Genomic DNA, 26,198 nt, shown 5'->3' with positions numbered 1-26,198 from the left:
GGGAGGGAGCGACGTTCGCGGACGCGCATCGATTGCGCAGGCCTCGACCATGGGCTGGTCAAGTTGAACGGGTGGGCTTAGAGGCAGGAACCGACGTCAGATTGGCTGACGGCAAATCTAATCAAACTTGGGGCCGCCGGCCGTCAGTTTGGAAGCCCGCAAGGTTAAGGCGGCACTTTCGGCGTGGTGAAGTCACGGAACGACGCCAATCGCACGTCACGAAAACCTGCCGGAAGCTCGTCGCGAAAAGGCGCAACCAGGCGGTGGTGATCAGCGCGAGTCGGCATAGATAAGTCCTGTCGAAAAGCTGCAAATCCGACACAGACGTCATGCAGCTGTGATTCTTATCTTCACGACTGGTGCAAGGGTCGGCAATGCCGGCGCTGCTTCTCCCCATTGTTAGTCAGCGTCGTACTCGGCGATCGTTGACTAGGAAGGTAGGTGGCTCAGTGCCTCCCCATTCGACCTCGGTGCGGAGTTATGTGACCGCTAATTTCTCCGGCAGCGCGGGCGGACAGGCACAGCGCCCTCTCGCTGCGGACTGTCCAGTCACGCCCGCGCTGCTCTCTTAGGAGTACGCGTCAGGTTTCAGACATTTGCGCATTGAAACGGCGGGGTCCGAACAGGAAAGCGGACAAGAAGAGCGTGGCCTAGACGGCATGATCCTTCCTTACCTGGGATGAGCATCGCAAGTCTGCAGGGGCTGCGATCCGGAACATTCCCAACGCCATTTCGGGGCCGCCCCCGTTATGCTCGCGAGGCAACATGGAGCAACACGTTCGAGCGGCTTCCGCAACAATTGCGGCATGCGCAAGGGCAGCAAGTCTGCGCAGGTCGCAGTTAAGGATTACAGGCGGAACGTCTTCTGGCACCGAAGCGGGGAAGCCGAATCGCTATCAACGTTTTCGTCGAAAACACCGTGCTCAATGAGGGTGGAAAAGATGGGGGGCGGCTAGAGCGGCGCGGAGCTCGCACGTTAGCTGCGGATGGATGAAAGCTTGACTAGCGGGCCCGCGGCAGCTTGATCAACGATCGCAGGGCGCCGCGCTTCGAGGCCCTGCCGAGCATTTATTGGGTTCATCCACGGTCGAACGGATCGCTCTAGAGCGGTTCACGGATTTATTGAATCGGAAGGGATTGAACGAAGCCGCTGGCGCGGCATGTAGGGAGGCATAGCAAGGATTGCCTCCTGTCTGAGAGGATTGCGGGTTTTCGAAGCCCAACCCTTTAGACAGGAGGTTTTCCGATGGCTGAGATCAGCCCACTTCGCCGCCGCATGATCGAGGACATGACGGTCCGCAATCTGTCACCGGCGACGCAGCAATCCTACCTCAACGCCGTAGCGAAGTTGAGCCGATATTTCGGTCGTTCTCCTGACCGCCTCGACCTGGAGGATATCCGTGCTTTCCAGGTTCATCTGGTTGCGACGGGGATGTCCTGGCCGGCGCTGAACCAGATCGTCTGCGCACTGCGGTTTTTCTACGGTGTGACGCTGGGTCATGACACCGTTCCGGAGCGCATCGCCTATGCGCGTAAACCGCGCAAACTGCCGGTGGTGCTGAGCGCCGACGAGGTCGTGCGCTTCCTGGAAGCAATCCCAAGCCTCAAGAGCCGTACCGCGCTGACCACCGTCTATGCCGCAGGCTTGCGCGTATCGGAAGTGGTCCTCTTGAAGGTTGTCGACATTGATAGCCAGCGGATGTTGATCCGGGTCGAGCACGGCAAGGGCGGCAAGGACCGTTACGTTATGCTCTCGCCGCAGCTTTTGAGGATTCTGCGGACGTATTGGCGGCTCACTCGGCCCAAACGATGGCTATTTCCCGGCCGCGACGACGAGCGTCCGCTCGTCCCTAACGTGCTGCACGCCGCCTGCCGTTCAGCCTGTACGGCGGCCGGCTTGAGCAAGTCGGTGACAGTGCATACGCTGCGGCACACATTCGCGACCCATCTCCTGGAGAACGGGGCCGACGTGCGCATCATCCAGGTGCTGCTCGGCCATGCCAGTCTGCAGAGCACGGCGCGCTATACCCAAGTCGCCACAAAGACCATCAGCAATACGCCAAGTCCGCTTGACCGGCTCCGCCTGGAGGTCGTGCCGCCCGGCTGAGCGGACCTGATGACTCCAGTTCTGGAAGTGGCGGATATCTTCCGCCGCCACGGCGAAGCGTTTCGGCAAGCTCGTGCCGGACATCTGGGTCGCGTCGAGCGGCGCGTCATGGGCGCGATCACGGCATGCCGGACGGCTGTGCTTGGCGGCCACATCGAGCAATGCGACGACTGCGGTGCCACCCGGATCGCCTACAACTCCTGTCGCAATCGGCATTGCCCGAAGTGCCAAGGCTCGGCGCGCGCGCAATGGCTTGCCGAGCGACAATCCGAACTCCTTCCCGTGCCATACTTCCACGTCGTCTTCACCTTGCCGGCGCCGGCCAGAGAGATTGCTTTCCAGAACAAGGCGGTGGTCTATGCCATTCTGTTCCGCTGCGCGGCCGAGACGCTCACCACCATCGCGGCCGACCCCAAGCATCTCGGCGCTCAGCTCGGTCTGACCGCCGTCCTCCATACTTGGGGTCAAACCCTGCAACACCATCCGCATATCCACTGCGTCGTGCCTGGTGGTGGACCTTCACTCGACGGCACACACTGGGTCGCTTGCCGGCCCGGCTTCTTCCTGCCGGTGCGCGTCCTCTCCAGGCTGTTCCGCCGCCTGTTTCTGCAAGAGCTGCAAGCTGCCTTCGCGGCTGGCCAGTTGGGCTTCTTTGGCGATCTCGCCCGTCTCGCCGATCCCGCCGCATTCGCCGAGCGCCTCGCTCAACTTCGATGGACCGACTGGGTCGTCTATGCCAAGCCGCCATTCGGTGGGCCCGAACAGGTGCTGGCTTATCTCGGCCGCTATACGCATCGCGTCGCCATCGCCAACAGTAGGCTGATCTCGCTTGCCGACGGCAAGGTGAGCTTTGCCTGGAAGGACTATCGGCAGAATCGTAAAACCAAAGTGATGACGCTTAAGGCCGATGAGTTCATTCGTCGCTTTCTCCTGCACACCCTGCCGGACAGCTTCCACCGCATCCGCCACTATGGTTTCCTCGCCAATGGCGGACGCAACGATAAAATCGCTTTCTGCCGTCAACTCCTTGCTGTCCGCAACGCTCCGACTGATCAAGAAGCCGGCGCCGATCCCCTCACCAAATGCGAGATCCCCGTCTGCCCGCATTGTGGCGGCACCATGCGGCGCGTCGATATCGTCCCGCGAGCCTGCGCGCGCGACCAGCCGTTTCATTGTGATACGTCATGACCAGCGTCTGTACCATCCACCCCTTCCGTAATCACCTTCTTGGTGGCAACGTCCGAAGTCGCCGTGGCCGCGCTCGTCACCGAACACCCCGCCAATCGTTCGGTAGCGCATCCCAGCGCTGCAAATCGCTCGCTGGATCGCGCCCTTGGCCCGATCAATCGGGCCCCTCACATCCGATGAATGACTCGCGGACGCGCGGCGACCACAGGCGAGCGTTCCCCGCAGCCGCACCCGCTGCACTATTCCCATAGCGCCCACAACTCCGCAGCTTCGTTCAATCCGGCTTCTATGAGGTCGCACGCACCACAGAGCGCGCGGCTCGCGCCTGCCACGCGACCTCACAGAACCCTCAAGATTCCGGGTCTGGGACGAATATGATTCAAGATGCTGGCTGGGCTGGAGGCCAGCATCCGATGGTCCGACCAATTTCCAACGATTTGCGTAAGCGTGCGGTATCCGCTGTTGCCAAAGGTGAGAGCTGCCGATCTGTGGCGGAACGGTTTGGCGTTGCTGTCTCGTCAGTTGTGAAGTGGTCACAGCGTTATCGAACGACCGGCTCGGTAGCGCCTGGCAAGATGGGTGGTCACCGCAAGCCTGTGCTTGATCCGCACCGCGCCTTCATCGTCGAGCGGATCACTCAGACGCCGCACCTGACGCTGCATGGTCTGAAGGCGGAACTGGCAGCCCGTGGGGTCAAGGTCTCACACAATGCGGTCTGGCTGTTCCTGCGCCGGGAAGGGCTGCGGTTCAAAAAAAACACTGTTCGCCCTCGAACAGGCTCGCGCCGACGTCTCTCGTAGGCGCTTGCGTTGGCGAGCCTGGCAGGCCGGGCTCGATCCGGGCCGGCTCGTCTTCATCGATGAGACCTGGATCAAGACCAACATGGCCCCTTTGCGAGGCTGGGGACCCAAAGGGGCGCGCCTGCGCGGCTTCGCTCCGCACGGTCACTGGCGTACCCTCACATTCCTCGGCGCGCTCCGCCATGACCAACTCACGGCACCCTGCGTCTTCGATGGCCCGATCAACGGTGAATGCTTCCGTGGTTACGTAAAGCACATTCTCCTGCCAACCCTGCGTGAAGGCGACATCGTCATTCTCGACAATCTCGGAAGCCATAAGTCGAAAGCCGTCAGGCAAATGATCAAGGCTGCTGGCGCCAGACTCTGGTACCTGCCGCCATAGAGCTATGCAGGATTTTGGGTGACGAGGCGATCAGGCGGCGTGGTTTGCCGGCATGTGGATGACCTCGATGCCGTCGTTGAATCTGACACCTGCGATGAGCTTCGGCAACTGATTTGTGCCTTTGAGCCGCCGCCACTTTTTTGATGCGGCGATAACCAGCTTGAACACCATCAGCCTGGCGGTCGTTGAGGACAGCGATCCTTTCGTTCGCACGGTTCTGTGTCGCACGGTCGCGAACACGCTTTCGATGGGGTTGGTCGTGCGCAAGTGATCCCAATGCTCGGCAGGAAAGTCGTAGAAGGCCAGCAGCGCGTCGCGGTCCTTTGCGAGGCATTCGACCGCCCGGCCGTACTTGGTGCGGTATTTCTCGGCGAAGACGTCGATCGCCACTTCGGCGGCCGCCCGGTTTGGCGCCCAATAGACTTCGCGCAGGTCCTTCTTCATGTTGGCCTGCACCGAGAGCGGGACCTTGTCCAGGACGTTGACGGTCTTGTGCACCCAGCAGCGCTGGTGCCGCGTGCCGGGAAACACCTCGTCAAGCGCCTTCCAGAAGCCGAGCGCGCCGTCACCAACGGCAATTTCCGGGGCGATTTGCAACCCGCGTTGCTTCACGTCGATCAGGAGCTCACGCCAGCTCTGCGCGCTCTCCCGGACACCGACCTGAAAGCCGATCAACTCCTTCTTGCCTTCCGGCGTCGCGCCGATCAGCACCAGCATGCACTCGCCGTGGTCTTCCATGCGTGCCTGCAGGAAGACGCCATCGGCCCACACATACACGTACCGCCGCGCCGAGAGATCGCGCTTCTGCCAACGCTCATACTCGCCCTGCCATTCGGCCGTCAGCCGGGAAATCACCGCCGGCGACAGGTTCGGCGCGTCCTTACCCAGCAGGGCCGTCAGCGCCTCCTGGAAATCGCCCGTCGAGATGCCACGCAGGTACAACACCGGCAACAGCGCATCCAGGCTCCTGGTCCGCCGCGCCCATAGTGGCAGAATCGCCGAGCTGAAGCGGATCCGCTCGCCATCGCCGGCTGCACCGCGGTCCCGGATCTTCGCCCGTGCGACCTCGACCGGTCCGATGCCGGTCGCAATCGTTCGAGCCGGGCCGTAACCATGCCGCACGACACGGGCGCGCCCGTCGGCAAGCTTCAAATCTTTCACCGTGGCAAGAAACGTCTCGACTTCGATCTCCACGGCCTGCGCCAGAAGCTGCCGAGCACCAGCTCGCAAAATATTGGTCAGTGGATCGTCGATCTCGTCGGGCTGACGAAGGGCAACAATATTGCTAGTCTCGTTCATGGCGTATCGCTCTCCTTGAGAGGTTCTGGCAGGCTCGACACCCGCCTCGATACGCCGCCTATCTCATTCCGTCATCACCCAGCTTCACGCATAGCTCGCCGCCATACTCGCCCGACCTCAACCCAATCGAACAGGCCTTCTCCAAGATCAAACACTGGATGCGGCAAGCTCAGAAGCGCTCAATCGAGGAGACTTGGCGCCATATCGGTCACCTCGTCCAAGACATCCAGCCTCGCGAATGCGCCAACTACTTCGCCAGCGCCGGTTATGCTTCAATCAAAATGTGAAACGCTCTAGCCAAATCGCCAAAACTGCGAAACTAGTGGTGTTCAAGGATATCCCGCATCGAAGACACGGCGCCGACTGAAGGAACAAATCAGTTGCCGAAGGTCATCGCGGCGCATCAAGGTCATTCCGCCACTGAGGGTTACTCCTCCTTATCAGGCCGCGTCCACTCGAATGCCGACTATTGCTTGGCATGAAGAATGCAGGCTCGGAGTTGCCGTCTCCGGAGCAGATAGCGAGGCGGTGGCGCGCCGCGCTAGTAAGATGTCCGTTCGAGGGTCTCTCATGTCAGATGCAAACCTAACGCTTTCAGGAGTGGTGTCGCAACTGCTGCGCTCTTGGCAATCAGTCGTTAACACCATGACTGCTCAGCTTGGATTGATTAAGGTCGTGACTAGCTATGGAAAGCAGCTCGATCGGCTTCAGCACGGGGCTCATCATCTTGCATCACCTCAATCTGCAGCGTCTTGACAATGAGGAAACCCGAGCAATCTAGGGCCTAGCCCAAATACTGAACGACATCGCGGATCTGAAGAAAAGGTGCATTACAAAAAGACCCCCCATGCAAGGCCATTCTACGTCACAAGTTCCAAGTCTCCATTCGACCCTAAACCGTTCTTCGTAAGTCCTTCGTCAAATCCGGCTCTTGTCACGCTGTTTCGGTCGGGTTTTCAACCGTAGGCCGCTGACTGGGCCCAAACCCGGATAATGCAGATCCGAGACTCGCGAACGGCGCCTAGCGTTCCGCGAAGGCCGAGGGATCGCAGGCCCGCGATATGAGGATCGGATGGCGGTGTGCGGGAAACCGCCGGCGAGCATGCGCTCGCGGCTAATGGACGGCAAAATCAACTAGAGGCCTAAGGCTGCCGTAGACATCTGAGACGTAGTGCTAGCGGCGGCGCAAAGTCAGTACGGCCGGCGGCCTGCTCTTGGCCCTAGTGCGGGTCACCATCACTATTCATCAGCTGCGTGAGGTCAGGGTAAGCAAAACAAGCACAGAGTCGGCGCGTTATGGGCGGAAAAAGCCCAATCCCTAGTTTCCATTTCACGACCTCCGAGACCGATGCCCCCTTTGACGCGTGGCAATCGCTTGTTGAGATATTGTTCGAGAGCCTGCCGTCAAAAAAGACCTTTGAACCAAGTACGTTCCAAGCGGATCTCCTCGCTTATCATTTTGGCACGTTCTTGCTCTGCCGCAGCATCGCTGACGGTGGTCGCTATCGGCGCACCACAGCACGTTTGGCTTGGGACGACCTCGACCATATCATTGTCTCATGCATCCAGCGCGGGCGCGTCGCGTGGTCGACTCCAGCGTTCCGGCGACTTCGACCGGGCGATGTAGCGGTGCTCGATCTGTCCACACCCGTGGCCTTTGCTTTCGAGGCCGTGGAGGCGGTCCACCTAATCGTCCCGCGAGCGGCACTGCCTGCCTCGGTTGCTCCAGTGCAACCGATTCACGGACGCGTTCTATCCCAAAACACCGCAATGGGCGTTTTCATCGGGAAGGTCGTCGAGGCTCTTTCCACTGCGGCCCGGCACTTCGGCCCGAGCGAAGTAATCGCAGTCGGGACATCTATCCCGGATCTACTCGCCTCCTGCCTCGGACCTTCAGATGTTTTCACCTCGACAGGACCCAAGGAAAACCGTGGGCGCCGCTTACGTCGGTACATCGAGGAAAACCTGCATCGCAAGGACTTGACCACCTCACGTTTAACGCGGGAGCTGGGCATCTCGCGCAGTCAACTCTTCCGACAGTTCCAGACGACAGGTGTTGAGGCCTATATCCGCCGCCGCCGCCTACGGCGATCCCTGCTGTCTTTGTGCGATCCGCGCTACGCCGATCGAAGAATCGGCGATATCGCCTACAACATGGGCTTTGCCGACGAGTCTCATTTCAGTCGCACGTTCCGGCAGGCCTATGGCCTCTCTCCGCGCGCTGCTCGCGCAGCTGCTCGACAAGCGAACAGTTCGGCCGCGGAAGGCACGTTGCGCCCATTCAGCGGCGGTACCTTCTCCGATTGGGTGGTGGAATTGCGGGCGGGCTAAATAACGCGTGTTGGGACGCTCGTACAACTTTTCGGGATCCGGGTCCAAGGACAACCGGAAAGAACATCAGTAGCGTCATAGGCACGATAAGAACCGCAGAGAGCAGCGCGAAGAGCGCATCCCGAATGGAATTTCTTTGATGTCCGCCAAAATGAACGACCATCAATCCAACATTCCAATTGGCCCCTCAGCAGCAGAGATCACGGTCAACGCGTTGCGGCTCCTGCGCGCTCAGTTCCTCGCGCTTCTTACTCCGCGTTTCGAGTGAGCAAGGGTCCGCGCCGCTTAAGCCCGGGAGCGGTGCCGGCCACCAACAATCCCGGGCGCCATCCTCAGAAATGAAGGACACGATCAATGACGTCATACTCTCTGACCTGCGTGAACAATTCACAGCTTCACGGCAGCTTCGCTGTATTCCAGAAAGCACCACCCACGACGATCCCTGGCAACGTATTTTCGCTCGCCTGGTTCGCCCGTCCAACCGCTCCAGGTAGCCGTGTGACCTTTACGTGGAGCCTCGACTACAGTTTCGTCTGGTCGGAGACCGGAGTGCTGCAACCAGGAGTAAACTTTGCGGCAACGCAGGTACAGCCTGCCGATCCGAGTGGCCACAATTTAGTTCAACTTACCCAAGACAGCGCTGGCGCGACGACTTTCATCAATCCCAGCGTCGATGGCGCGGTGGGTTCACTGACCATCCGACAACTGTCGAATGTCGTGCCCAACCGCACATCGGTCGGAGTCGGTATGGCAGGTTCGGGCACCTTCGTGGTCCAGGCGGCTCCGAACATGACCGCCATCTTTACTCCTCACCCCAACTACTGGGTGATCTTCGGCAATTACCAGACCGGGGACGTCATCGACATCGAGGATGTAACCGGAGCTGTCGAGGCGACCTATGGAGGAGCCCCTGACAGCTCGGACCGCAGCACTCGGTCTCGAAAACCTTATCAAGGTTTCCTGATTCTCCCAGGCGGCGGCTGGCTTCAGCCGCCGCCGTCCGCAGCAATAACAGCAAATCTTGCCTGCGGCTGCAGCACGAAAAACTCTGTTTTCTCTCGACTTGTTGAGGACCGGAAGATGACTACGGTTGTAACACTAGACGTGTTCTCGGGGCTACCGAATCCGAGTTGGCAATTGACAGCGGTCGAAGAGAGGGAGCTGAACGACCGGATCAGAGCCTCATCGACGTTCACACATTCAAGGCCGTCCGGAGTCGTGGGCGGATTAGGCTATCGCGGATTTCACATCGCGCAGCATGTCGAAAGCCTGTCCGGACCGAGCCGCTTGTTTCTTCACGAAGGCATACTTGATCGAGGCCTTGGTCTCGCCAACCACGTTGCCGATTCCGATATCGAGAACTGGCTAGTCACGACGTCGGCGAGTGCCACGAACGACGAAATACGCCAGCACGTGAGTTCGCGCATCGCCGCTCACGCTCAAACTAGATTCGATGCCAATCTGACCGGTCCGGCTTCATGCCCGCCATGTCATGCCGTGGATGCGCCCGCCTATAACCCTGCCTTCTGGAATGTTCCCAACATCCAGCCATACAACAACTGCTATAACTATGCGAACAATGACGGGACAAATACTTTCGCTCAACCAGGTCGCGCCACTGGACATCCTGCCACGGCCATGGCTTGCAGCCATGTGAATCGCGCGGCCCAATCGGATGGATTGAAGCCGGCGGCGAACTTCTCGAGCCCCTTGGCCGCAGGCTCCGGTTGGTACGTTGCCCTGGTCGTTTGGCCCAACAATGATTATCATTGGTATCGACAGGACGACGTCGGATGTTGGTCGCATAAGCCGGGACAAACGGCGGTTAGGAACGTCGACAATGAGGGCGCTGCAATTTCTGATCCGCAGACTTGTGATTGCGGCCCTTACACCGATTTTTGTACCTACATGGTCGCGAGCCGAAGTGTTCGCATCCAATGAGATCCGTGCAGAGGAAAGCAGGAACTCGATGGAACAGTCACCCGATCGCGCTCAGGTCGAAATTGACGTTTTTTCGGGCCGTCCTAATCCAACTTGGGAACTAGGACCCGCAGACCTGATTCTGCTTCTAAGCTTGCTTCATGAATTAGGCAAGGTGGAGTCTGCTGACGGTGCAGCAAACGGACTCGGTTTTCGCGGCTTCAAAGTGAGCCACCTAACGATGGGGACTCAACAAGAAATCTATGTCAAGGGCAGCTCAGTGATCGTTGGGTCTCAACGTTTCTCTGACAATCATAAGAAGATCGAAAACTTTCTTTTGGCAAAGATGCCGCCTGAACTTCACGATCAGCTTGTGGACGTGCTGCCTCACTAGACTCGTTTCCTAAAAACCCCCCATGCCTGAATGCTGGAAGCGTCACGACTTCAAGAGCGATCGATACACGTTCATTGTGCTTGCTTCCTCCGCGAAGGCCTTCATATCGCCGGGAAGCGCAATAGCGAGAATACGGACTGTTCGTCTACCTTAGCCGGCCCGTGCTCACCCTCCTACTGCCGCAGCCGCTGGGATTCATTAAGCCGCTTCCTTGATGACGGAGTGCTTTGCATGTCGAACAATGGACCGGGAGCTTAGGGAGGTCGCCGAACCTTCCGATGAGGGCGGCCGGCGTGCGGCCGCCCTCACCCCCTGGTCGCCACTACCAAGCTCAATGACATCGAGCCACAGGCTCGACTTGCCGACGTGCTGGCGCGCCTACCCGATCAGAACTGCTGACTTGGAATTGGCAGCCGCACAGCAAGACTGTGGGGGCAACCTTGGACGTGCTGGATCGACATTTGTTGAGCGATGAGCAGTGGACCGGGATGTCGGGTCTGATTATCGGCCGTGCCAGGCGCGATCTGCCGCCATTGTTGGCGAGTGGAAACTATCGGACGCTCGCGCGGCGGCTGAGCACCAATATCCACCGCGCGGTGCGCGGGCTGGAATGTCTCGTCCGTTTCATCGTCACTGCTGGTCGGAAAGGCGATGCTCCCCACCCGCGGCGCTGCTCGAGGGCGATCCTGTCGAGTTTATCATCGCCGATGCCGCTTACGACGCCGTTCACATTCGCGAAGCGGCCGCCACCAAAGGCCCCGCGGGTCACTTCAAATTCCTCCGGGTATGGTCAGTCAAATTCCTCCACCCGCGAGGCAGGACATGGTGATTGTTAGTTTGCCTTTGTTTTCCGGGCAAGAGTTTCAGCGGCCTCTTTGAGCCGATAGCTGCGTCCGTCGAACTCAAGCAGATGGCAATGATGCATCAGGCGATCGAGGATCGTCGTGCTCATGGTGTTGTCCCCCAGGTATGTCCCCCAGTCCTGCACGACGCGATTGGAGGTAACGATGACGCTGCGGCGCAGTTTGTAGCGCTGATGGATCAGGGTCTGCAGCAATGCGCCGGCGTCGTCAGGGATGGCGCGTGCGAGGAACAGATCGTCCAGCACGAGGAGATCGCAGTCGATGATGGTTCGCAGCCGGACCTCGCGTTGTGCCGGGGAGTTCATGGCGTAGCGGTGGAAGAAGTCGTCGGTCTCAAGATACTGGACCTTGTGGCTTTGCAGGATCGCCTGATAGGCAATCGCCTTGGCGATGTAGGACTTCCCGGTGCCAGGTTTGCCGACAAGCAGCGCGTTTTCGCCGGCGGCAATGAACGCCAGGGTGTGGAGCTGGAAGCAAGTCTGGCGCGGCAATCTGGGATTGAAGGTCCAGTCGAACTCGGCGAGCGTCAGTTTTTCGTCGAGCCCGGATTGCTGGTATCGTCGCTCGATAAGGCGGGACTGACGACGGTCCAGTTCGTCCTGCAGGATCAGGGAGAAGGTCTCGAGGAATGGCTGGTTGGCGCCCTGCGCCTGCAGCACGCGCGTCTGCAGCGTGTCGCGAACGCCCGACAGGCGCAGCTGTCGCAGGCAACGCTCAATTTCCGGCATGGTCATCATGTGGTTTGGTCTCCAGTGTGAGGTGAGAAGCCGCGGGAGCGCTCGTGGCGCCGGAGCTGGCCGGGGTTGCGCAGGCGCCACGAGCGCGGGTTGCAGGGGTGCGGTCGCCGTGAGCCTCGGCCTGCCGGCCATTGTCGCCGGCATCGTGCCGCACGGCACGGCTGAAGAGATCGCCGTATTCGGCTGGAGCGCGGATCAGCGGATGATCCTGGGTGAGCGACGATGCCGGCTGTGGCGTCGCTCCAACCTGCGCGATCGCCTGTTCGAACAACCGCTCGACGGTCGCACGCACGTGCTTGTAGCGGTAGATGCGGTTCTCGACGGCGTGCGCGCAGGCTTGCTCGACCAGCCGTGCCGGATACTTCCGGCCCAGCCCGACAATGCCCCACATCGCGCGCTGTCCGGGGCGCCCCTCGGTGTCGAACACTTGCTGGCACAGCGCCCTGGTCTGCGGCCCGATGCGCTCGGCGCTCGCCAGCAGCACGGCGGTTTGCCGCGACGGATTGAACGGCCGTTCGCTGGTCGGCAGGACGACAGAACCGGAGTGCGTCATCCGGGGATGAACACGCAGCAGCGCATGGGTGTGGCGATCACGGATCTCGATCGTGGAGGCGTAGATCCGCACCACGACCTGACTGCCGATGGGCGCAGGCCGCGCGGCGTAATAGCTGCTATCAACACGCACGGTGGTATCGTCGCAGACGGTCCGAACGACCTCGGTGAAGATGCGGAAGGCAGCCACTGGCAACGGCCGCAGGTGTGGCTTCTCCTCCTGGAACATCGCCTCGACCTGACGACGCGTGCTGCCGTGGATGCGCTTGGAGGCCCAATTCTCCTCCCAGTGCCTCAAGAACTCGTTCTGGGCTTCCAGTGTCTCGAAGCGCCGTCCGGCCAGCGCGGTGCCCTGGGTATGTTGAATCGCACTCTCGACGCATCCTTTCCGATTGGGATCGGCCACACGCGCGGGATCGGCGACCACGGCGTAATGAGCCAGCATCGCGCTGTAAATCGGGTTGAGCTCGGGCTCGTACAAATCCGGCTTGAGGACGCCTTCCTTCAGATTGTCGAGCACGACATAGCTGGGGACCCCGCCAAAATACCGGAACGCCTCTTCGTGGAGCTGCGCCCAGACGTGTTGGCTGGACTTCCAGACCACCCGCCGGAAGCTGCGCCGCGAGTAGCGCAGCGTCATCACGAACAGGCGGGGACGGCGGTACCGGCCGCTCCTGGGATCAATCGTCAGAGCGCCCTCGCCATAGTCGACCTGGGCCTCCTCGCCGGGCAGGAACTCAAGTCGATCAAACTGCTCGGGATCGCTGTGTCGCAACGTGCGCACAAACCGCTTGACGCTCTGGTAGCTGGACGGAAAGCCAAAATGATCGACAAGGTCCTGGTAAATCGCCTGCGCATTCCGCTTCAGGCGGACCTGTTCTTCGATCCACGTCCGATGCGGTTCGCAAGCCGAACGGGCCAGGCTGCTGGTGACCGTCGCTCCTGATGCCCCAGAAGCCGGTGGTCGGGGTGGAGGAATTTGGCCGTCCACGCTCACCGGGCCGGTGGTCGCTTCCCCGGGGGAATTTGCCTCCGCACCGGCCCGCAGCGCCCGGTAACGCCGGATCGTCTTGCGATCGATCCCCGTCAGCCTGTGGATCTCGCGCTGGCTGGCGTTGCGATCGAGTAGCGTAAATACCGTGCTTTGCAGGTGTGGCTTCAAGACGTTCAACTCCCCGGCCCCTTGCTGGCTAAAGGGACCGAAAATAAACGTCCTGCCTGACCGGCTACCGCTGTTCAGCGGCGCTGACGGTGAACATCAGGTGGGGGAGTTTCAAGTGACCATACCCGGGGGATTTTGACCGACCCACGGGGCCAAAGGCGCCCCAGCCGTAATCCCCGAACAATGCTTCGCGCACTCGATGGACAAGCAAACGGCACAAGCTGCAGCAGTTCCGCCGGATCGCAAGTCGCTACAAAAAGGTGCGACGGGAAGCTGCCTCGCCATCGTCACCATCGCTGCGACCGTGCTATGGCTGCGAGTTCTAAGTCTTCCCATTAACTTCCCTTACGAGTGCTACAACGTTAGTGCATCCGACGTCGCATAGGAAGGCAAATACGTACTCTGATTCTTATTTCCTTCGCCCTTCTCGTCTCGGGCTCCGCGGCCCGCACCGGTTTACTATGAGATTACTTCGAACACCGACGCGTTTGGGAGCACCAATTCCACTCGGCTGGTACTTACACAACCTTCACGGGCCGCAACCGGAGCTCCAAGAGCGGACGATGGGTCACCGATCGGGCGATGCGCCGAAGATCTGAGCAAGCGGCTTGAGCATGGTCACCTTGCAGGGATTGGCGAGGCGCGATTGATACTCCTTTCCGTTCACTTCGCGCCTCACATTTGAGAGTGGATCTTCAAACGTCCCAGGCCCGCGCGGGTTCAAACGGGGGCGCGCCCATTTGGACGATTATGTCGGTCGCGCGAATGCCTGCCCTAACGACCGTCTGCGCTTGACGCTCCTTTGCCGTCCAGCGCATCGTGCGCTACGTCAAAGGTGAGGCTCATCCATCGGCTGGTAGCTATCAGGCTCGCCGTCGATGGCTTGATGAGGGCCATCATAGCGCCTCGGGTCCACGTAAAATCGCAACGCGAGCTCCAAGTCGGCGACCCGATGAAGCAACACAGTCGCCCCCACTGCGATGAGATCAGCATTGGAACAAACCGCATACTGGGGCGACTAACAGCTTCGCAGATTGCGGCCGCGTCAGCGGCGTCGTTCTTAGCTTCTCGCCCCCAGTAGAGTCGAGGCGCCCGACGTGTTAGACTTCTGACATAATGGGCCGAACCGGACATTGGTTTAGACGGGCAACAAGCAAAGCCCAGCTCAGGCGGGTCTCAGTGAGCCCGGATTGCAAACTGCCTTGTGAACGGAAGGTGTGATCCCAAGTCCCATCATCTCAAGCTACTATCATCCGCTGTTTGTGGTCAGCCCCTTCGGTTATGGCAGTTCACGCGTTCGAAAGAAGATCGACAACTCGCAGCCTCGAATCGTACTCCTCGTACGTGCCGAGCATGATCTGGCCAACGGCCAAATTGTGCACGGGATCGATGACTGAGGGTGAGTCGTAAGTTAGTGAGACGGGGCCCGTGAACATTACTTCTTCGCCCGATTCATCTCGCCGGAACGTTCGGTCTGTGCACCACTTGATAAGCTGTGTTGCAGCCCCTTTCCCGGATTGGGCTATCGGAGGCAAATGCCGGATCGAATAAAAGTTGGTATGTGTTGAACACATCTGCCGTGCAGCCGTTCTCAGGCGCGAATGCGGCTGAGCAGTGATGGTCAACAGACGCTTGCCTGCCGGACGCTCAAGTGTCCCTTGAACCAAGCCGCCCTCCCGGGTTAATGCGATGTGTGCAAACTTTTTAGGAGCTCCGAGCCCCTCTCGGCCAGAAGCGAGGGCAGCATCGTTCGCGGTCACATATATGTAAGGAATATAGAAGCCGGTCTGCCCACCAGGATCACGAACTTCGATTCCAGAATATTGCTCCAGATATGGTCCGACGATGCTTGAGCCGTAGCTTGCTATACCTACAACCCCGATTGGGGGATTTGCGGCAGGAATTAGCTGCTTTGGTAATAGGCATCCCACGTCGCTTGCAATTGTAAAGATGGTTTGAAGGGCTCGGCAATTAAGAAACGCGCTGTCATGTTCTTCATCTCCGCGATAAAGGGGCGCATCGAACGGAATACCTCTGATTTCCGCCATTATTTACCCTCCGGTTGAGCGTCGTGCGGCTGCCTGGTGAAGTTCGCCGGGAGCTCACTGCGCGATCGTGATTCACGACCGGGCACCCAAATCCATGCGTCAGTAGAGTATTGCGTCCTTTGGGCGAGCGATGCGACAAGCACACTGGCTCTGGTGACCCCGACTGGAATGACCGGAAGCGGACTCGCCTGTACGATGACGGTCACCGCGCGTTCGCGATGGCGTTGCCTATCGCGAGCTACGGAATCTCCCACTCCGTATCGCTTAAACTCACTACCGTGAACAAACTGATCCGCGCTATCGTCGTCACATCGAATGAAACCGCAATGGCACTCGCGATTCCAGTAAGTTGCTTTGCTGCTCTTCATTTGGCTTTCCGTAGATCAAGACTATAGTGGACGTGAAGTGAGCTCCTTCCGGCAACCGAAAAGCTACGACCGCAGCTGAGCTTCACTGTAAAAGTGGATGCGGTGTCGCGATCGAAGCCGATGCTTCGAGGCGCTCCGGAGCGAGCTGCAAGGACGCCCCGTTCCATGGAACCGCATGTTAAGTAACGAGCCGCTGATTCGACAATTGTGATCATAGTCGAAACCGGTTGCGTTATTCTCGCGCACAGAGACCAGCTAGTCCTATCGTAGCCACGGGTTTAATGCTCGTAGACGCCCTCAACATCGCGAAGGTCGTGTGCAAAGCGGTTGCTGTCGCAGCGGCTCGAACGTTGTTTCATTTTGCAATACCCCAACATCCCCTCAATGCGGGCACGTCTGAGGCGATCAGACTCCCGACATCACCGTGGTGGTAGTTGCGACCAAACCTGGTGATGTTGTCAGCGCAGCAAGTTGCGTGCCAGCCGCGCACTTGAAGCGCTTGGCGACCGACCTTTGGGTTAGCAACCTACAAGGTTTGGCAGGCGGCTAACTAAACAGGCTTAGGTATTGCTAACGGACCGCGGTGGTCGCGCGTCGCTTGTTGAATGGCTTTCCGACCGCGACGCACCATGGCCTCTTCATCTGGGTAGTACACATGGACCGAAGGTGCTCTGAGACAGCGCATCCCTCGGAGACGCCCAAGAGTTCATGGACGAACGCACGTCATCATGTGAGAGACGATATGCATATGAGCACCAATCTTGCGGTACACGCACCGACCAATGCGCTGCGGCTGGTCACACAGGCGTATACGAGCCTTCTCCTTATCGCCTTCGCCCTGATGCCCACCCAGTTCATCGCCTACCTGTATTTCCAACAGGATTCCACGCTAAAATTCGAGAATCACTTGTTCCACGAATTCGCGATTGCCGTCGCGACTCTCGAAGGGCTGTTCGTCACTTATGTGACGTGGCGTTGCTACCAGTCTTCAGGCGAACCGCTGTTGCGTTGGTTAACGCTGGGTTTTCTTGGCTTCGTGCTGATTTATTCGCCGCACGGCGCCCTCACCGGGATGGCACACCGCAATCTTTGGCTGTTTCTGCTCTATGGACCGGCTTCGCGTCTTGCGATGTCGGTTCTGCTCTTCGTTGGCTTGCTCAGCTACAGCCAGCCGTCAGACGAGGTCGAAAAGCGTTCGGATGCGCGCGCATGGCTGATGTGGATCGGCCTGTTCCTGACGATGGACATAGCCGTCGCACTGATCGCCTACTCCCCCTATGCGGGGCATCCTGCGGTACGCTTGTCCATGGAGGGCGGCGCACTGGTATTCAGCGTGCTGAACGTCGCGGCGATGCTGATGCGACGGATTCGCTCGCCGCTCATGCTTATTTTCGGCATTTCGGTCGCGTGGTTTGCGATATCGTCGCTCGCATTCATGCTGGCGGCGCCCTGGAATCATATGTGGTGGCTCGCCCACGCGATCTTTGCTGGCGGGTTCTTCCTGCTCAGCTATGGCGTTGTCCAGGCTTTCCGAACGACGCAATCATTCTCGGCCATCTATAGCCAGGAAGAAATGACCGCCCGCCTGGCCGAATCGATGGCCGAGACCCAAAGGGCGCTACAGCAACTGCAACAGAGCAATCAAAGGTTGGAACGCCTTGCCGCCACCGACCCACTGACCGGTGCCGGAAATCGGCGTCACTTCATCGAGCATATTGGCGACGAGATCGCGCGGGCGAAACGAAGCGGTGCTCCATTATCGCTGCTCTCGATTGACCTCGATCACTTCAAGTATATCAATGACTCGCGCGGTCACAGTGTCGGCGATGAAGTTCTCCGCGCATTCGTGCGAAAGTGTCTGGAGGCGATCCGCCCTTACGACTCTGTCGCGCGCGTGGGCGGTGAAGAGTTTATGGTGTTGTTGCCGGGGGCGACGCTCGACGCAGCTTGCGCGGTGGCCGAGCGCCTTCGCTCTGCCATCGAAGGCGCTGCGTTCGATGGCGGAGCCAATCCGCCGGTCAGCGTCACCATCAGTGTTGGGGTATCGGAGTTTGGGCGCGATGGAGACACGCTTGACGGATTCCTGAGGGTTGCCGATCAGCGGCTCTATCGTGCAAAATTTGAAGGTCGCAATCGTGTGATCGTCGCGTAGCCGCGTGCCAGGAATTGCCATGTCCTGGATTGATACGGCGTTGTTCAACAGCTTCGTTCCGTCGCACGTTCAAGATGACCGATGCGTTATGCCGGAACGACTATCGCTTTTAGCGTCACGGCTTGCGAAGGCGTTACTCGGGGTTCGACGATAGGTACACAACATATGGTTTTCAGTTAACATCCAGCAACCTGTGAGAAATCGCTGGAACGACCCGCCTCAGCGAAGGTTCAACTATGATAAGTTTGTCTCCACGATCACGCGCGTTGCACGCCGATTGGTTCGATTGGCGTAGTTCTGCCACAAGGGATCTTGTTGTTCTCTCTGGGGGCGTTGTTCTCGCCTCTATTTTGGTGCATGTCTATAAGGTTGCCCCTCTTTTGTTTCAGCTGGGGCAAGGCTATGTGGATTCGGCACTTGACGATATCGTATTCATTTTAATCGTCGCGGTCTTCCTGTGCGTTGCGCTGACAATTTTTAGTGTGCGCCGCTATCGAGATCTCGCCCGCGAAACCAAGGCGCGAGCCATTGCGGAAGGAGAAGCGCGCGACCTAGCGCGACAGGATCCATTGACCGGCCTGCCGAACCGGCGCCTGTTTAATGAAAAACTTGATGCGTGCCTTGGCCTGGCCCACGACACGCACCAGGTAGCCGTTCTGCTGCTTGGGCTTGATGGCTTCAAGAGGATCAAGGACAAGCATGGCCACGCAGCGGAGGACAAAGCGCTGTGCGAATTTGCCAATAGGGTCGCCGAAATCTTGCACAAGGATGGTGTCCTGGCAAGGATCGGAGGCGACGAATTCGGGATTGTCCTACCGGGCATTAGCTCCCTTGAGACTCCGACCAATCTGGCGCGCCGTATTGTGGCGTCCGCCACCGAAACGTTCGCGACCGAGACGGGGGCAGCCGACCTTGCGGTTGCGATTGGCATCGCCATCGCTCCGACTGACGGCATGAATCTCCACGAACTGGTCAGGCGCGCAGAACGTGCACTTTATCGCGCACAAGGCGATGGCAGGTCGCATGTTCGCTTTTTCGAACCAGAGATGGATATGCATGTCGACCGGCGTATTCAGATCGAGCGAGAGCTTCGCAGCGCTATTAAGGCCGATATTATTGAGCCGCACTACCAGTCAATAGTCTCACTCAAAGGGAATTGCATTATTGGGTTTGAGGCACTGGCGCGTTGGGAGAACAGGACGTGGGGGCGTATTCCCCCCGACGTATTTATTCCGATTGCAGAAGAAACGGGTCTCATCAACGCGCTTGGAGATCAGCTTTTTCGTCGCGCGTGTTTCGATGCCGATGCGTGGCCGGAGACGCTTAGGCTTGCCTTTAATATTTCGCCCATTCAGTTGCGTGATCCCGGGCTTGGACAGCGCATGCTATCGATCCTTGCGCAAACCGGGTTCAGTCCGCATCGCCTCGAGATTGAAGTTACCGAGAGCGCGTTTGTGAGAAAGACCGGGGTTGCGAAGAGCGTGATTGACGTACTCCGTCAAGCGGGCGTCCGCATCGCGCTCGATGATTTCGGAACGGGTTATGCTACACTTAGCCAACTGCTTTCGTTTCGTCTCGACAAGATCAAGATAGACCGCAGCTTCGTGTCGCATCTGAACGATAGTACCGACAGCCAACTGATCGTTCGTGCTATCATTGGCCTTGCCAAGGGATTTGGCTTGACGACCACTGCCGAGGGCGTCGAAGACGCAGGCCAGCTGGCCTATCTGGTGGCCAATGGTTGCACAGAAGCGCAAGGTTACCTGTTCAGTGATGCCGTCCCGGCCACCGGTGTCCACGCGCTACTTAGCGCCGAATCCGACCGCATGGCGGTTGCTAAAGATGGAACTAGAACTCTACATGACTGAGACCACGTGCTCGATTCTTCGGAACGCATCGGCAACAAGACGCCATCGACGAAGGCTCCTCAAGCATGCCCGAGAGAAGTGCGATATCGGTTTTCCGAGAAGAGCTCAAACAAGATAGAGCTTTCTCATAAGGGTTGGACGCATTCCAGCGCCGCTTGCTGTATCAGTCCGGCTTTTCCGGGACCGGCCCGGCCCTTGCACAGCGGCCGTACAACCAGTCAAAACGACCCTTTGTGAGGGCGGCGTGCGCTTCGGCGAAGGCCCGGCTAGGCCATTTTTTGGCCGAAGACTGATCGTGCTTAAGCGGCGTGAGCATGTCGGCAAGCCAAGCCTGTAGGTCCACGTCATTGAGCTTGGCGGCGGCAATAAAGGCCGTAGATGGTAGCCGCACGCCGCCTGCTGTCATAAGACCCGGCGAAGGTCCAATTTTTTGCCCCCCGGCGAATTGTTAAAGGACATGATGCTTTCGGCGGCTCAAAGCCGGTGGTGAGGGATCCCTGTCGCTGATCTAATGAAACTTTGCGTAGCCGCACCACGCGACCCCATCCAAAGCCGTCGGCTTCCCAAGGGCTGGCGGCTTCCCGCCAGGACTCCTGGTCCGCTCGGGAATAGCTCCAAGTAACTACTTAAGTTCCCGTGAATCGGCCGCTCACCGAATCTTAACATTTGCTCAGCCTTCGGAAAGGCGAACGATGTTGCTGAGGATCAATACCGCACACCGTGCGCCGATTGACGGACACCTCGCTGCTCTTGCTGGCGAGCGTGTGTTCTGCAGCGAGTTTAAATATCGAAGGCGTTCGGAGATTTTGGTGAGCGCGAGAAGCCAAGATGCCGCGCGGCAACAGGGTGGAAGTGGAGCGTCGACCAGGATGAGAGGGCTTCGCCGGGCTCGTGACGCAGGGAGGGCGTAGCCCGACCGGAGTTGCGAGCCCGGCGTCGGCGCGATCCATAGCGGACCGCGCCGACTGGTGATCGCAAGTGGTTCTTCCGCCAAGAGGAATCACTCGCTTGCCAGGCCGACACATTACCGATCACCAAATGAGGCTCTACATGAAGTACCGTCAGACCGATAGCCCGCCAGTGGCCGCCGCCAAGGCGTCGTTCAGCACCTCGACCGCTTACCGGATCGAGAAGGATCGCCGCCTTCCATCGCAGAAGGAGCGTACCCGCGGCCGTCGCCGGCCGGATCCCTTAGCCAATGTGTTTGAGACAGAGATCGTGCCGATGCTGAAGGCCGCTCCCGGGCTACGGCCCGTGGCAATCTTCGAGGAGATGTTACGGCGCCATACTGAACTCGGCGCCGGCATTCGTCGCACGCTGGAGCGCCGGATCCGCGCCTGGCGGGCGATCAACGGCGAGGAGCGGGAGGTCATCTTTCGCCAGACCCACGAACCCGGTCAGCTTGGCCTGTCCGATTTTACGGACGTGGGCGAGTTGGGTGTCACGATCGCGGGCGCACCGCTCGACCATCGCCTCTATCACTTCCGGTTGGCCTATTGCGGGTTTGAGCACGCCCATGTCGTGCTCGGCGGCGAGAGCTTCGTCGCGCTGGCCGAAGGCCTGCAGAATGCCCTGTGGTCTCTCGGCGGCACGCCGCGCGAGCATCGGACCGACAGCCTGTCGGCCGCCTTCTGTAATCTCGACCGCAACGCCAGGGACGATCTGACGTCGCGATACGAGGAGCTCTGCGCCCATTACGGCATGCGGCCTTCCCGCAACAACCGCGGCATCGCCCACGAGAACGGGTCGATCGAGAGCTCGCATGGCCATCTCAAGCGGGCGATCGCCGATGCATTGTTGCTGCGTGGTACCGCCGACTTCGATGATCTCGCCGCCTATCGCGGCTTCATCGACGAGATCGTCAGCCGCCGCAATGTTCGTAACGCCAGGCGGATCGACAGCGAGCGTGCCGCACTTCAGGATCTGCCGGACCGCCGCACATCGGACTATGAAGAGGTGATCGTCCACGTGACGTCGTCCGGCGGCTTCACCTTGCGCAAGGTGTTTTACACGGTGCCGTCGCGTTTGATCGGCCATCGGCTGCGGGTGCGCCTGTACGACGATCACCTCGACGTGTTCATCGGCGGCACGCATCTGCTCACCCTGCCGCGTGGGCGGCCGCATCCCAATGGCAAGCACGACCAGGTCGTCGATTATCGGCACGTGATCCATTCCTTGCGGGGCAAGCCGATGGCGCTGCTCAATCTGGTCTATCGTGATCGGCTGTTCCCGCGCGAAGCTTACCGCCGAGCCTTCGACTCCTTGCGCAAGCGCTTGCCCGACAAGAAGGCCTGCCGGATCATGGTCGATCTGCTCGCACTCGCGCATGAGCGCGGCTGCGAGGCCCAACTCGCCGACCAGCTCGCCGCTGACCTTGACGCCGGCCGACTGCCCGACCTCAACCGGCTGCGCGTTCACTTCGCCCCCGATCTCGCCCAGGTGCCGAACGTCGTGGTGCATCTGGCGCCGCTCGCCAGCTATGAATGCCTCATCGGTGCCGCCGAGATCGGAGGTGCCGCATGAGCACGGCCAACACCGTTGACGCAGCGCGTCTCAATCTTTTGCTGAACGAGCTGCGGCTGCCCGCCATCAAGGTGCTGTGGCCGCAGTTCGCCGAGCAGTCCGACAAGGAAGGTTGGCCGGCGGCTCGCTTCCTCGTCACCATTGCCGAGCACGAGATCGCCGAACGCGGTCGTCGTCGCATCGAACGTCATCTCGTCGAGGCGCGGCTGCCCGCCGGAAAGACCCTCCACAGCTTCGACTTCGAGGCCGTGCCGATGGTCTCCAAGGCCCAGGTGAGCGCGCTCGCCGCAGGCGACGGCTGGTTGGGCAAGGGCGCCAATCTGCTCCTGTTCGGTCCGCCCGGCGGCGGCAAGAGTCACTTGGCAGCAGCGATCGGCCTGGCCCTCATTGAGAACGGATGGCGCGTCCTCTTCACCCGCACCACAGACCTCGTCCAGAAGCTCCAGGTGGCTCGCCGCGAGCTCAACCTCGAGGCCGCCATTAATCGCCTCGATCGCTTCGACCTCGTCATCCTCGATGATCTTGCCTACGTCTCCAAGGACCAGGCCGAGACTAGCGTGCTGTTCGAGCTCATCAGTGCTCGCTACGAGCGGCGTTCGATGCTGATTATCGCCAATCAGCCCTTCGGCGAATGGAACAGGGTCTTCCCGGACCCCGCCATGACCCTCGCCGCCATCGATCGCCTCGTTCACCACGCCACCATCGTCGAGATGAACGTCGAGAGCTATCGTAGGCGGACGGCACTCGAACGAAAACGCGGTCCCGGACGGCCGTCATCGCACGCGACACCCAAAACCGTCGCTGATTGACGCTCCGCGACAATCAGAGCCAACAAAGCTCTTGCGCGCGACAATCATCGCGGCGATCATCATCACGCCGCGACACTGACTCACCATCCTGATTGCCGCGCTCTTCCGATCCAGATCGCCGCGCTATACCAAGATGCGTCTACCAGGTAATCTCCGGCGCGGTGCGCACCTACAAGCTTCTCCCAGATGTGCCGATAACATGTTCGGATTTGAGAATGAGCTCACCGTTTTACGGCTGAAGCCATTGTCCAAACTAATGTCTATTTAACGAGGCGAACGAGCCATTGGAGACAAGCCCGCGTGGAGAAGCGGGTACGAGAAACCTCGTCAGGCAAAATCTCCAGCTTAGAACCACATGCTTCTCCTTCAGAAAGACATCCCTTGGGCGGGTCACTGCATCCCTCCTCGAAATGGACGAACTGGGATGTCCGAATGTGATGATCTTACCGATGAACCGCCGGAACATCTTCAGCTATCTTGCACTGACATTGGAAACCGCCTCCCGCGTCTTCGCGATCGACGGAGCGCTCGAAGGGCGCGAATTGCTCTCCCTGGAAAATGAACATCATGTCGCGAAATGGCGACCAATTGCCGTCGGGGAGTTCCGGCATCGCTTGCAGCGCGGCCCCTCCGACCGATAGCTTAGTAAGCTCGTCGATAATGCCGTCAGCGCAAGCTCGACCCCCGCGCGCAGATCGTTCGATTCGAGCCGCAGCATCTCGTCGCCTCAATCGCTCGCATCGGTGAACCGATTATCGGCGATGAGGTAGGCGCGCTTCTGGTTCTCGCTCCACCCTGCGCGCGACGATGACCGCCACCTCGGCCATGCCGAACATCTTGCCCGCCGCTAGCCGCCCATGAACGGCGAGCACCATGCCATCACCCGCCGCCGGGATTGGTATTGTCCAACCCCACTCGCGGATCGACGCGGCGATCTGCCCGATTTGCTCAGTCGTACGCCGGCGCGAATTGCGCTCATAGGGCGTAAACGGTCAATCAGCCATGTTTTCACTGCCGGCCTGCTCGCCAGTGCATCCATGATTACCGCCTGTAGGAGCGTTTATGGCCCGAGATTGGTCCGTTTCATGAGGTTTGCGAGAACCGCCAACATCAGCGAAGGTGGCAGACTCTGGTGATCGCGGTCTCAACAACCCGGATATGATCCGGGCATAGGTAAATGTCATACAACGAAAGGTAGAGCTTGGCGTCCCGCAAATCTGCTCAGGTGCGCTGACACATTGAGCATCAACGCGGCGACCTCCTATTCATTCATCGTCGCCCGAGTCCGATCCCAACAACGCTTTGGACCGTTGAGACCAGGACCTCGATTGCGGCTGCTTGGCGCTCGTGGGCAATGGGCGAGTACGCTACGCTCTTCCAGCTTGAAAGCCGCCTCGGCGAGCGGTGTTTGCCCCTCTGCGGCTTTGACCACGCAAAGCAGCTCTTTCGCTCGGAGCGCCGCGGTGTCCACGTCCAGGAGTTCCTCGCTCTTCGAGCGGCCGGATGACACGCTCTCGCGCCGGGGTCTCCGCGCGCTCTATCGCTCGTACCAGCCTATCGTCAACATGTTCGTCTTCACTATCCGCGATCGACCGCTTTCATTTTGCCAAGGATTTTTGGGCCCCCTCGAATGCTTCCGGATCTTTCTGGTCTGTAAGTTCGGATGCATACGTGGCGAGAAGTTTGGCAAGGAACGATTGTGGCTCCCAAGCTTGCCCTTCGCGCTTCTCGAAAATGACGACTCCGTCACGGGCGAAATCACCAAGTCCGGCAAGATTGCAACCGGCCGAAAGCTCGACGCGCCACAGGTCGCCCTTCGCGGCTTGCTGCTCGTCTACCTTCGGCGAATAGTGCACTCCAACCGGCTCGCCGATAATGCAGCGGCCATGCCGCAGAAGATCGTCCAGCTTGTCTTGCGCGGTCGTCACGAAACGAAGCTAGCGGGATCATGCAGAAAGCGACGATTGACGCCCCTTTCTCTGTTTGTTGCCTCCTCAGCAACAAGCGACAGTGCGAACGCCCGCCAGCCTAAATCCATCGGTTTTGCATCAGGAACAATAATTTTCACTGTGCCATCGGGTGCCACTTCCCATGTGACCGTATAGTTGCCCTTTCCTTCACCTGACCGACGTTTGGCCCATGAAAAGACAACGAGCTCGCCAGTGTCGGTTTTTGGCCCAAGCTCCCATCCCTTAGGAACGAAGTGGGCTACCTTGGAAACCTCGGCGAAGATTTGCCCCGCCGTCTCACCATCCTGTGCTCGCCAAGTTGATTTAACCTTGTCGATTAGGGGGTCGTCCGCGCGGACACCATGGACCGTACCGGCCAGCCCGCCGGGCAAATCCAGCCATAGAGCAAGGCCGAGACAAAGCCCGAGACCGAGGCCGAACAAAAGCACGCGCCTTGCAGTCATTTTTTCTACTACCTTACCAATCGCTCGCTAATCTCCACATCGGATCGTATCTCCCAAAGAGATCCGCGACCCAGCTACCAGAATCGGTCAGCATTCCGCCGCGCTCTGGAAGGAAGGCCTGTCCGGTGGGCCGTTTACGGCTCGGGGAGGCCATTTATCTTAAGCGAAACCGAAGGCCGAAAACGCCGCCGCGAAATATGCGCGAACTGAGCGGTGGTGCCGCGTACCCGCGCAGGCTCGTCGCATCGGTAGCACCCGGCGAACGTTCCAATCAACGACGAC

17 protein-coding genes and 4 pseudogenes are annotated in these 26,198 nt (G+C 59.5%); 14 read left to right on the top strand and 7 right to left on the bottom strand.

Annotation, left to right across the window (positions count from 1 at the left end):
- The first annotated feature begins 1,246 nt into the window (after positions 1 to 1,246).
- The 3 genes and pseudogenes from ACNJYB_RS05925 to ACNJYB_RS05915 all read left to right on the top strand — a co-directional run.
- Positions 1,247 to 2,107 carry a tyrosine-type recombinase/integrase gene (locus tag ACNJYB_RS05925; RefSeq protein WP_439368084.1) on the top strand — a complete coding sequence of 287 codons (861 nt, stop codon included), beginning with the start codon at positions 1,247 to 1,249 and terminating at the stop codon, positions 2,105 to 2,107.
- Between the two features lie 6 nt (positions 2,108 to 2,113).
- Complete coding sequence (locus ACNJYB_RS05920) at positions 2,114 to 3,295, top strand: IS91 family transposase (protein ID WP_439375460.1); 1,182 nt, start codon at positions 2,114 to 2,116, stop codon at positions 3,293 to 3,295.
- 413 nt (positions 3,296 to 3,708) lie between these two features.
- A pseudogene (locus tag ACNJYB_RS05915) lies at positions 3,709 to 4,471 on the top strand (IS630 family transposase); the annotation flags it as partial.
- Positions 4,472 to 4,507: 36 nt separating this feature from the next.
- Here ACNJYB_RS05915 and ACNJYB_RS05910 read toward each other — a convergent pair.
- Positions 4,508 to 5,776 (bottom strand): IS256 family transposase, encoded by a 1,269-nt coding sequence (locus ACNJYB_RS05910; protein WP_439370872.1) that lies wholly within the window; start codon positions 5,774 to 5,776, stop codon positions 4,508 to 4,510.
- Between the two features lie 98 nt (positions 5,777 to 5,874).
- Here ACNJYB_RS05910 and ACNJYB_RS05905 point away from each other — a divergent pair.
- The 6 genes and pseudogenes from ACNJYB_RS05905 to ACNJYB_RS05880 form a co-directional block, all read left to right on the top strand.
- Positions 5,875 to 6,063: pseudogene (locus ACNJYB_RS05905) on the top strand (transposase); the annotation flags it as partial.
- Positions 6,064 to 7,072: 1,009 nt separating this feature from the next.
- Positions 7,073 to 8,107 carry a helix-turn-helix domain-containing protein gene (locus ACNJYB_RS05900; RefSeq protein ID WP_439373133.1) on the top strand — a complete coding sequence of 345 codons (1,035 nt, stop codon included), beginning with the start codon at positions 7,073 to 7,075 and terminating at the stop codon, positions 8,105 to 8,107.
- Positions 8,108 to 8,246: 139 nt separating this feature from the next.
- A complete protein-coding gene (locus ACNJYB_RS05895) occupies positions 8,247 to 8,375 on the top strand; it encodes a hypothetical protein (RefSeq protein ID WP_439373132.1) in 129 nt (42 codons plus the stop codon).
- A gap of 86 nt (positions 8,376 to 8,461) precedes the next feature.
- Complete coding sequence (locus ACNJYB_RS05890; protein WP_439373131.1) at positions 8,462 to 10,048, top strand: hypothetical protein; 1,587 nt, start codon at positions 8,462 to 8,464, stop codon at positions 10,046 to 10,048.
- Between the two features lie 28 nt (positions 10,049 to 10,076).
- Positions 10,077 to 10,421, top strand: coding sequence for a hypothetical protein (locus ACNJYB_RS05885; RefSeq protein WP_439373130.1), 345 nt, complete (start codon positions 10,077 to 10,079; stop codon positions 10,419 to 10,421).
- Positions 10,422 to 10,595: 174 nt separating this feature from the next.
- Positions 10,596 to 10,811, top strand: a pseudogene (locus ACNJYB_RS05880) (transposase domain-containing protein); the annotation flags it as partial.
- Between the two features lie 442 nt (positions 10,812 to 11,253).
- Here ACNJYB_RS05880 and istB (ACNJYB_RS05875) read toward each other — a convergent pair.
- The 4 genes and pseudogenes from istB (ACNJYB_RS05875) to ACNJYB_RS05860 form a co-directional block, all read right to left on the bottom strand.
- Positions 11,254 to 12,021 (bottom strand): IS21-like element IS1631 family helper ATPase IstB, encoded by a 768-nt coding sequence (gene istB, locus ACNJYB_RS05875; protein WP_439371404.1) that lies wholly within the window; start codon positions 12,019 to 12,021, stop codon positions 11,254 to 11,256.
- Complete coding sequence (istA, locus tag ACNJYB_RS05870; RefSeq protein ID WP_439375470.1) at positions 11,999 to 13,780, bottom strand: IS21 family transposase; 1,782 nt, start codon at positions 13,778 to 13,780, stop codon at positions 11,999 to 12,001. Before istA (ACNJYB_RS05870) ends, istB (ACNJYB_RS05875) begins: the two co-directional genes overlap by 23 nt.
- 915 nt (positions 13,781 to 14,695) lie before the next feature.
- Positions 14,696 to 14,827 (bottom strand): annotated as a pseudogene (locus ACNJYB_RS05865) (IS110 family transposase); the annotation flags it as partial.
- Positions 14,828 to 15,024: 197 nt separating this feature from the next.
- Entirely contained in the window at positions 15,025 to 15,783 is a 759-nt protein-coding gene (locus ACNJYB_RS05860; RefSeq protein WP_439373129.1) for an acetoacetate decarboxylase family protein, read from the bottom strand.
- 1,116 nt (positions 15,784 to 16,899) lie between these two features.
- On the opposite strand from ACNJYB_RS05860, the gene ACNJYB_RS05855 reads away from it, so the two are divergent.
- From ACNJYB_RS05855 to ACNJYB_RS05835, 5 genes are all read left to right on the top strand, one after another.
- On the top strand, positions 16,900 to 18,303 hold the full coding sequence (locus tag ACNJYB_RS05855; RefSeq protein ID WP_439373128.1) for a GGDEF domain-containing protein: 1,404 nt from the start codon (positions 16,900 to 16,902) through the stop codon (positions 18,301 to 18,303).
- Positions 18,304 to 18,569: 266 nt separating this feature from the next.
- Positions 18,570 to 20,171: a putative bifunctional diguanylate cyclase/phosphodiesterase gene (locus ACNJYB_RS05850; protein WP_439373127.1), complete on the top strand. Its 1,602-nt coding sequence runs from the start codon at positions 18,570 to 18,572 to the stop codon at positions 20,169 to 20,171.
- A gap of 1,008 nt (positions 20,172 to 21,179) precedes the next feature.
- Positions 21,180 to 22,694 carry an IS21 family transposase gene (istA, locus tag ACNJYB_RS05845; protein WP_439373126.1) on the top strand — a complete coding sequence of 505 codons (1,515 nt, stop codon included), beginning with the start codon at positions 21,180 to 21,182 and terminating at the stop codon, positions 22,692 to 22,694.
- On the top strand, positions 22,691 to 23,503 hold the full coding sequence (gene istB / locus ACNJYB_RS05840) for an IS21-like element helper ATPase IstB (RefSeq protein WP_439373125.1): 813 nt from the start codon (positions 22,691 to 22,693) through the stop codon (positions 23,501 to 23,503). The genes istA (ACNJYB_RS05845) and istB (ACNJYB_RS05840) overlap by 4 nt, the downstream gene beginning before the upstream one ends.
- A gap of 410 nt (positions 23,504 to 23,913) precedes the next feature.
- Positions 23,914 to 24,144, top strand: coding sequence for a hypothetical protein (locus ACNJYB_RS05835; protein WP_439373124.1), 231 nt, complete (start codon positions 23,914 to 23,916; stop codon positions 24,142 to 24,144).
- A 957-nt stretch (positions 24,145 to 25,101) separates the two neighbouring features.
- On the opposite strand, the gene ACNJYB_RS05830 is transcribed toward ACNJYB_RS05835, so the two are convergent.
- Both ACNJYB_RS05830 and ACNJYB_RS05825 read right to left on the bottom strand, forming a co-directional pair.
- On the bottom strand, positions 25,102 to 25,431 hold the full coding sequence (locus ACNJYB_RS05830) for a hypothetical protein (protein WP_439373123.1): 330 nt from the start codon (positions 25,429 to 25,431) through the stop codon (positions 25,102 to 25,104).
- Positions 25,428 to 25,916 carry a hypothetical protein gene (locus ACNJYB_RS05825; protein ID WP_439373122.1) on the bottom strand — a complete coding sequence of 163 codons (489 nt, stop codon included), beginning with the start codon at positions 25,914 to 25,916 and terminating at the stop codon, positions 25,428 to 25,430. Before ACNJYB_RS05825 ends, ACNJYB_RS05830 begins: the two co-directional genes overlap by 4 nt.
- Between the last annotated feature and the right edge of the window lie 282 nt (positions 25,917 to 26,198).

It is taken from the genome of Bradyrhizobium sp. SMVTL-02 (genome assembly GCF_051853005.1).
Lineage (GTDB): Bacteria > Pseudomonadota > Alphaproteobacteria > Rhizobiales > Xanthobacteraceae > Bradyrhizobium.
The sequence above is the reverse complement of the archived record's forward strand: the minus strand, read 5'-3'. Positions and strand labels throughout refer to the sequence as shown.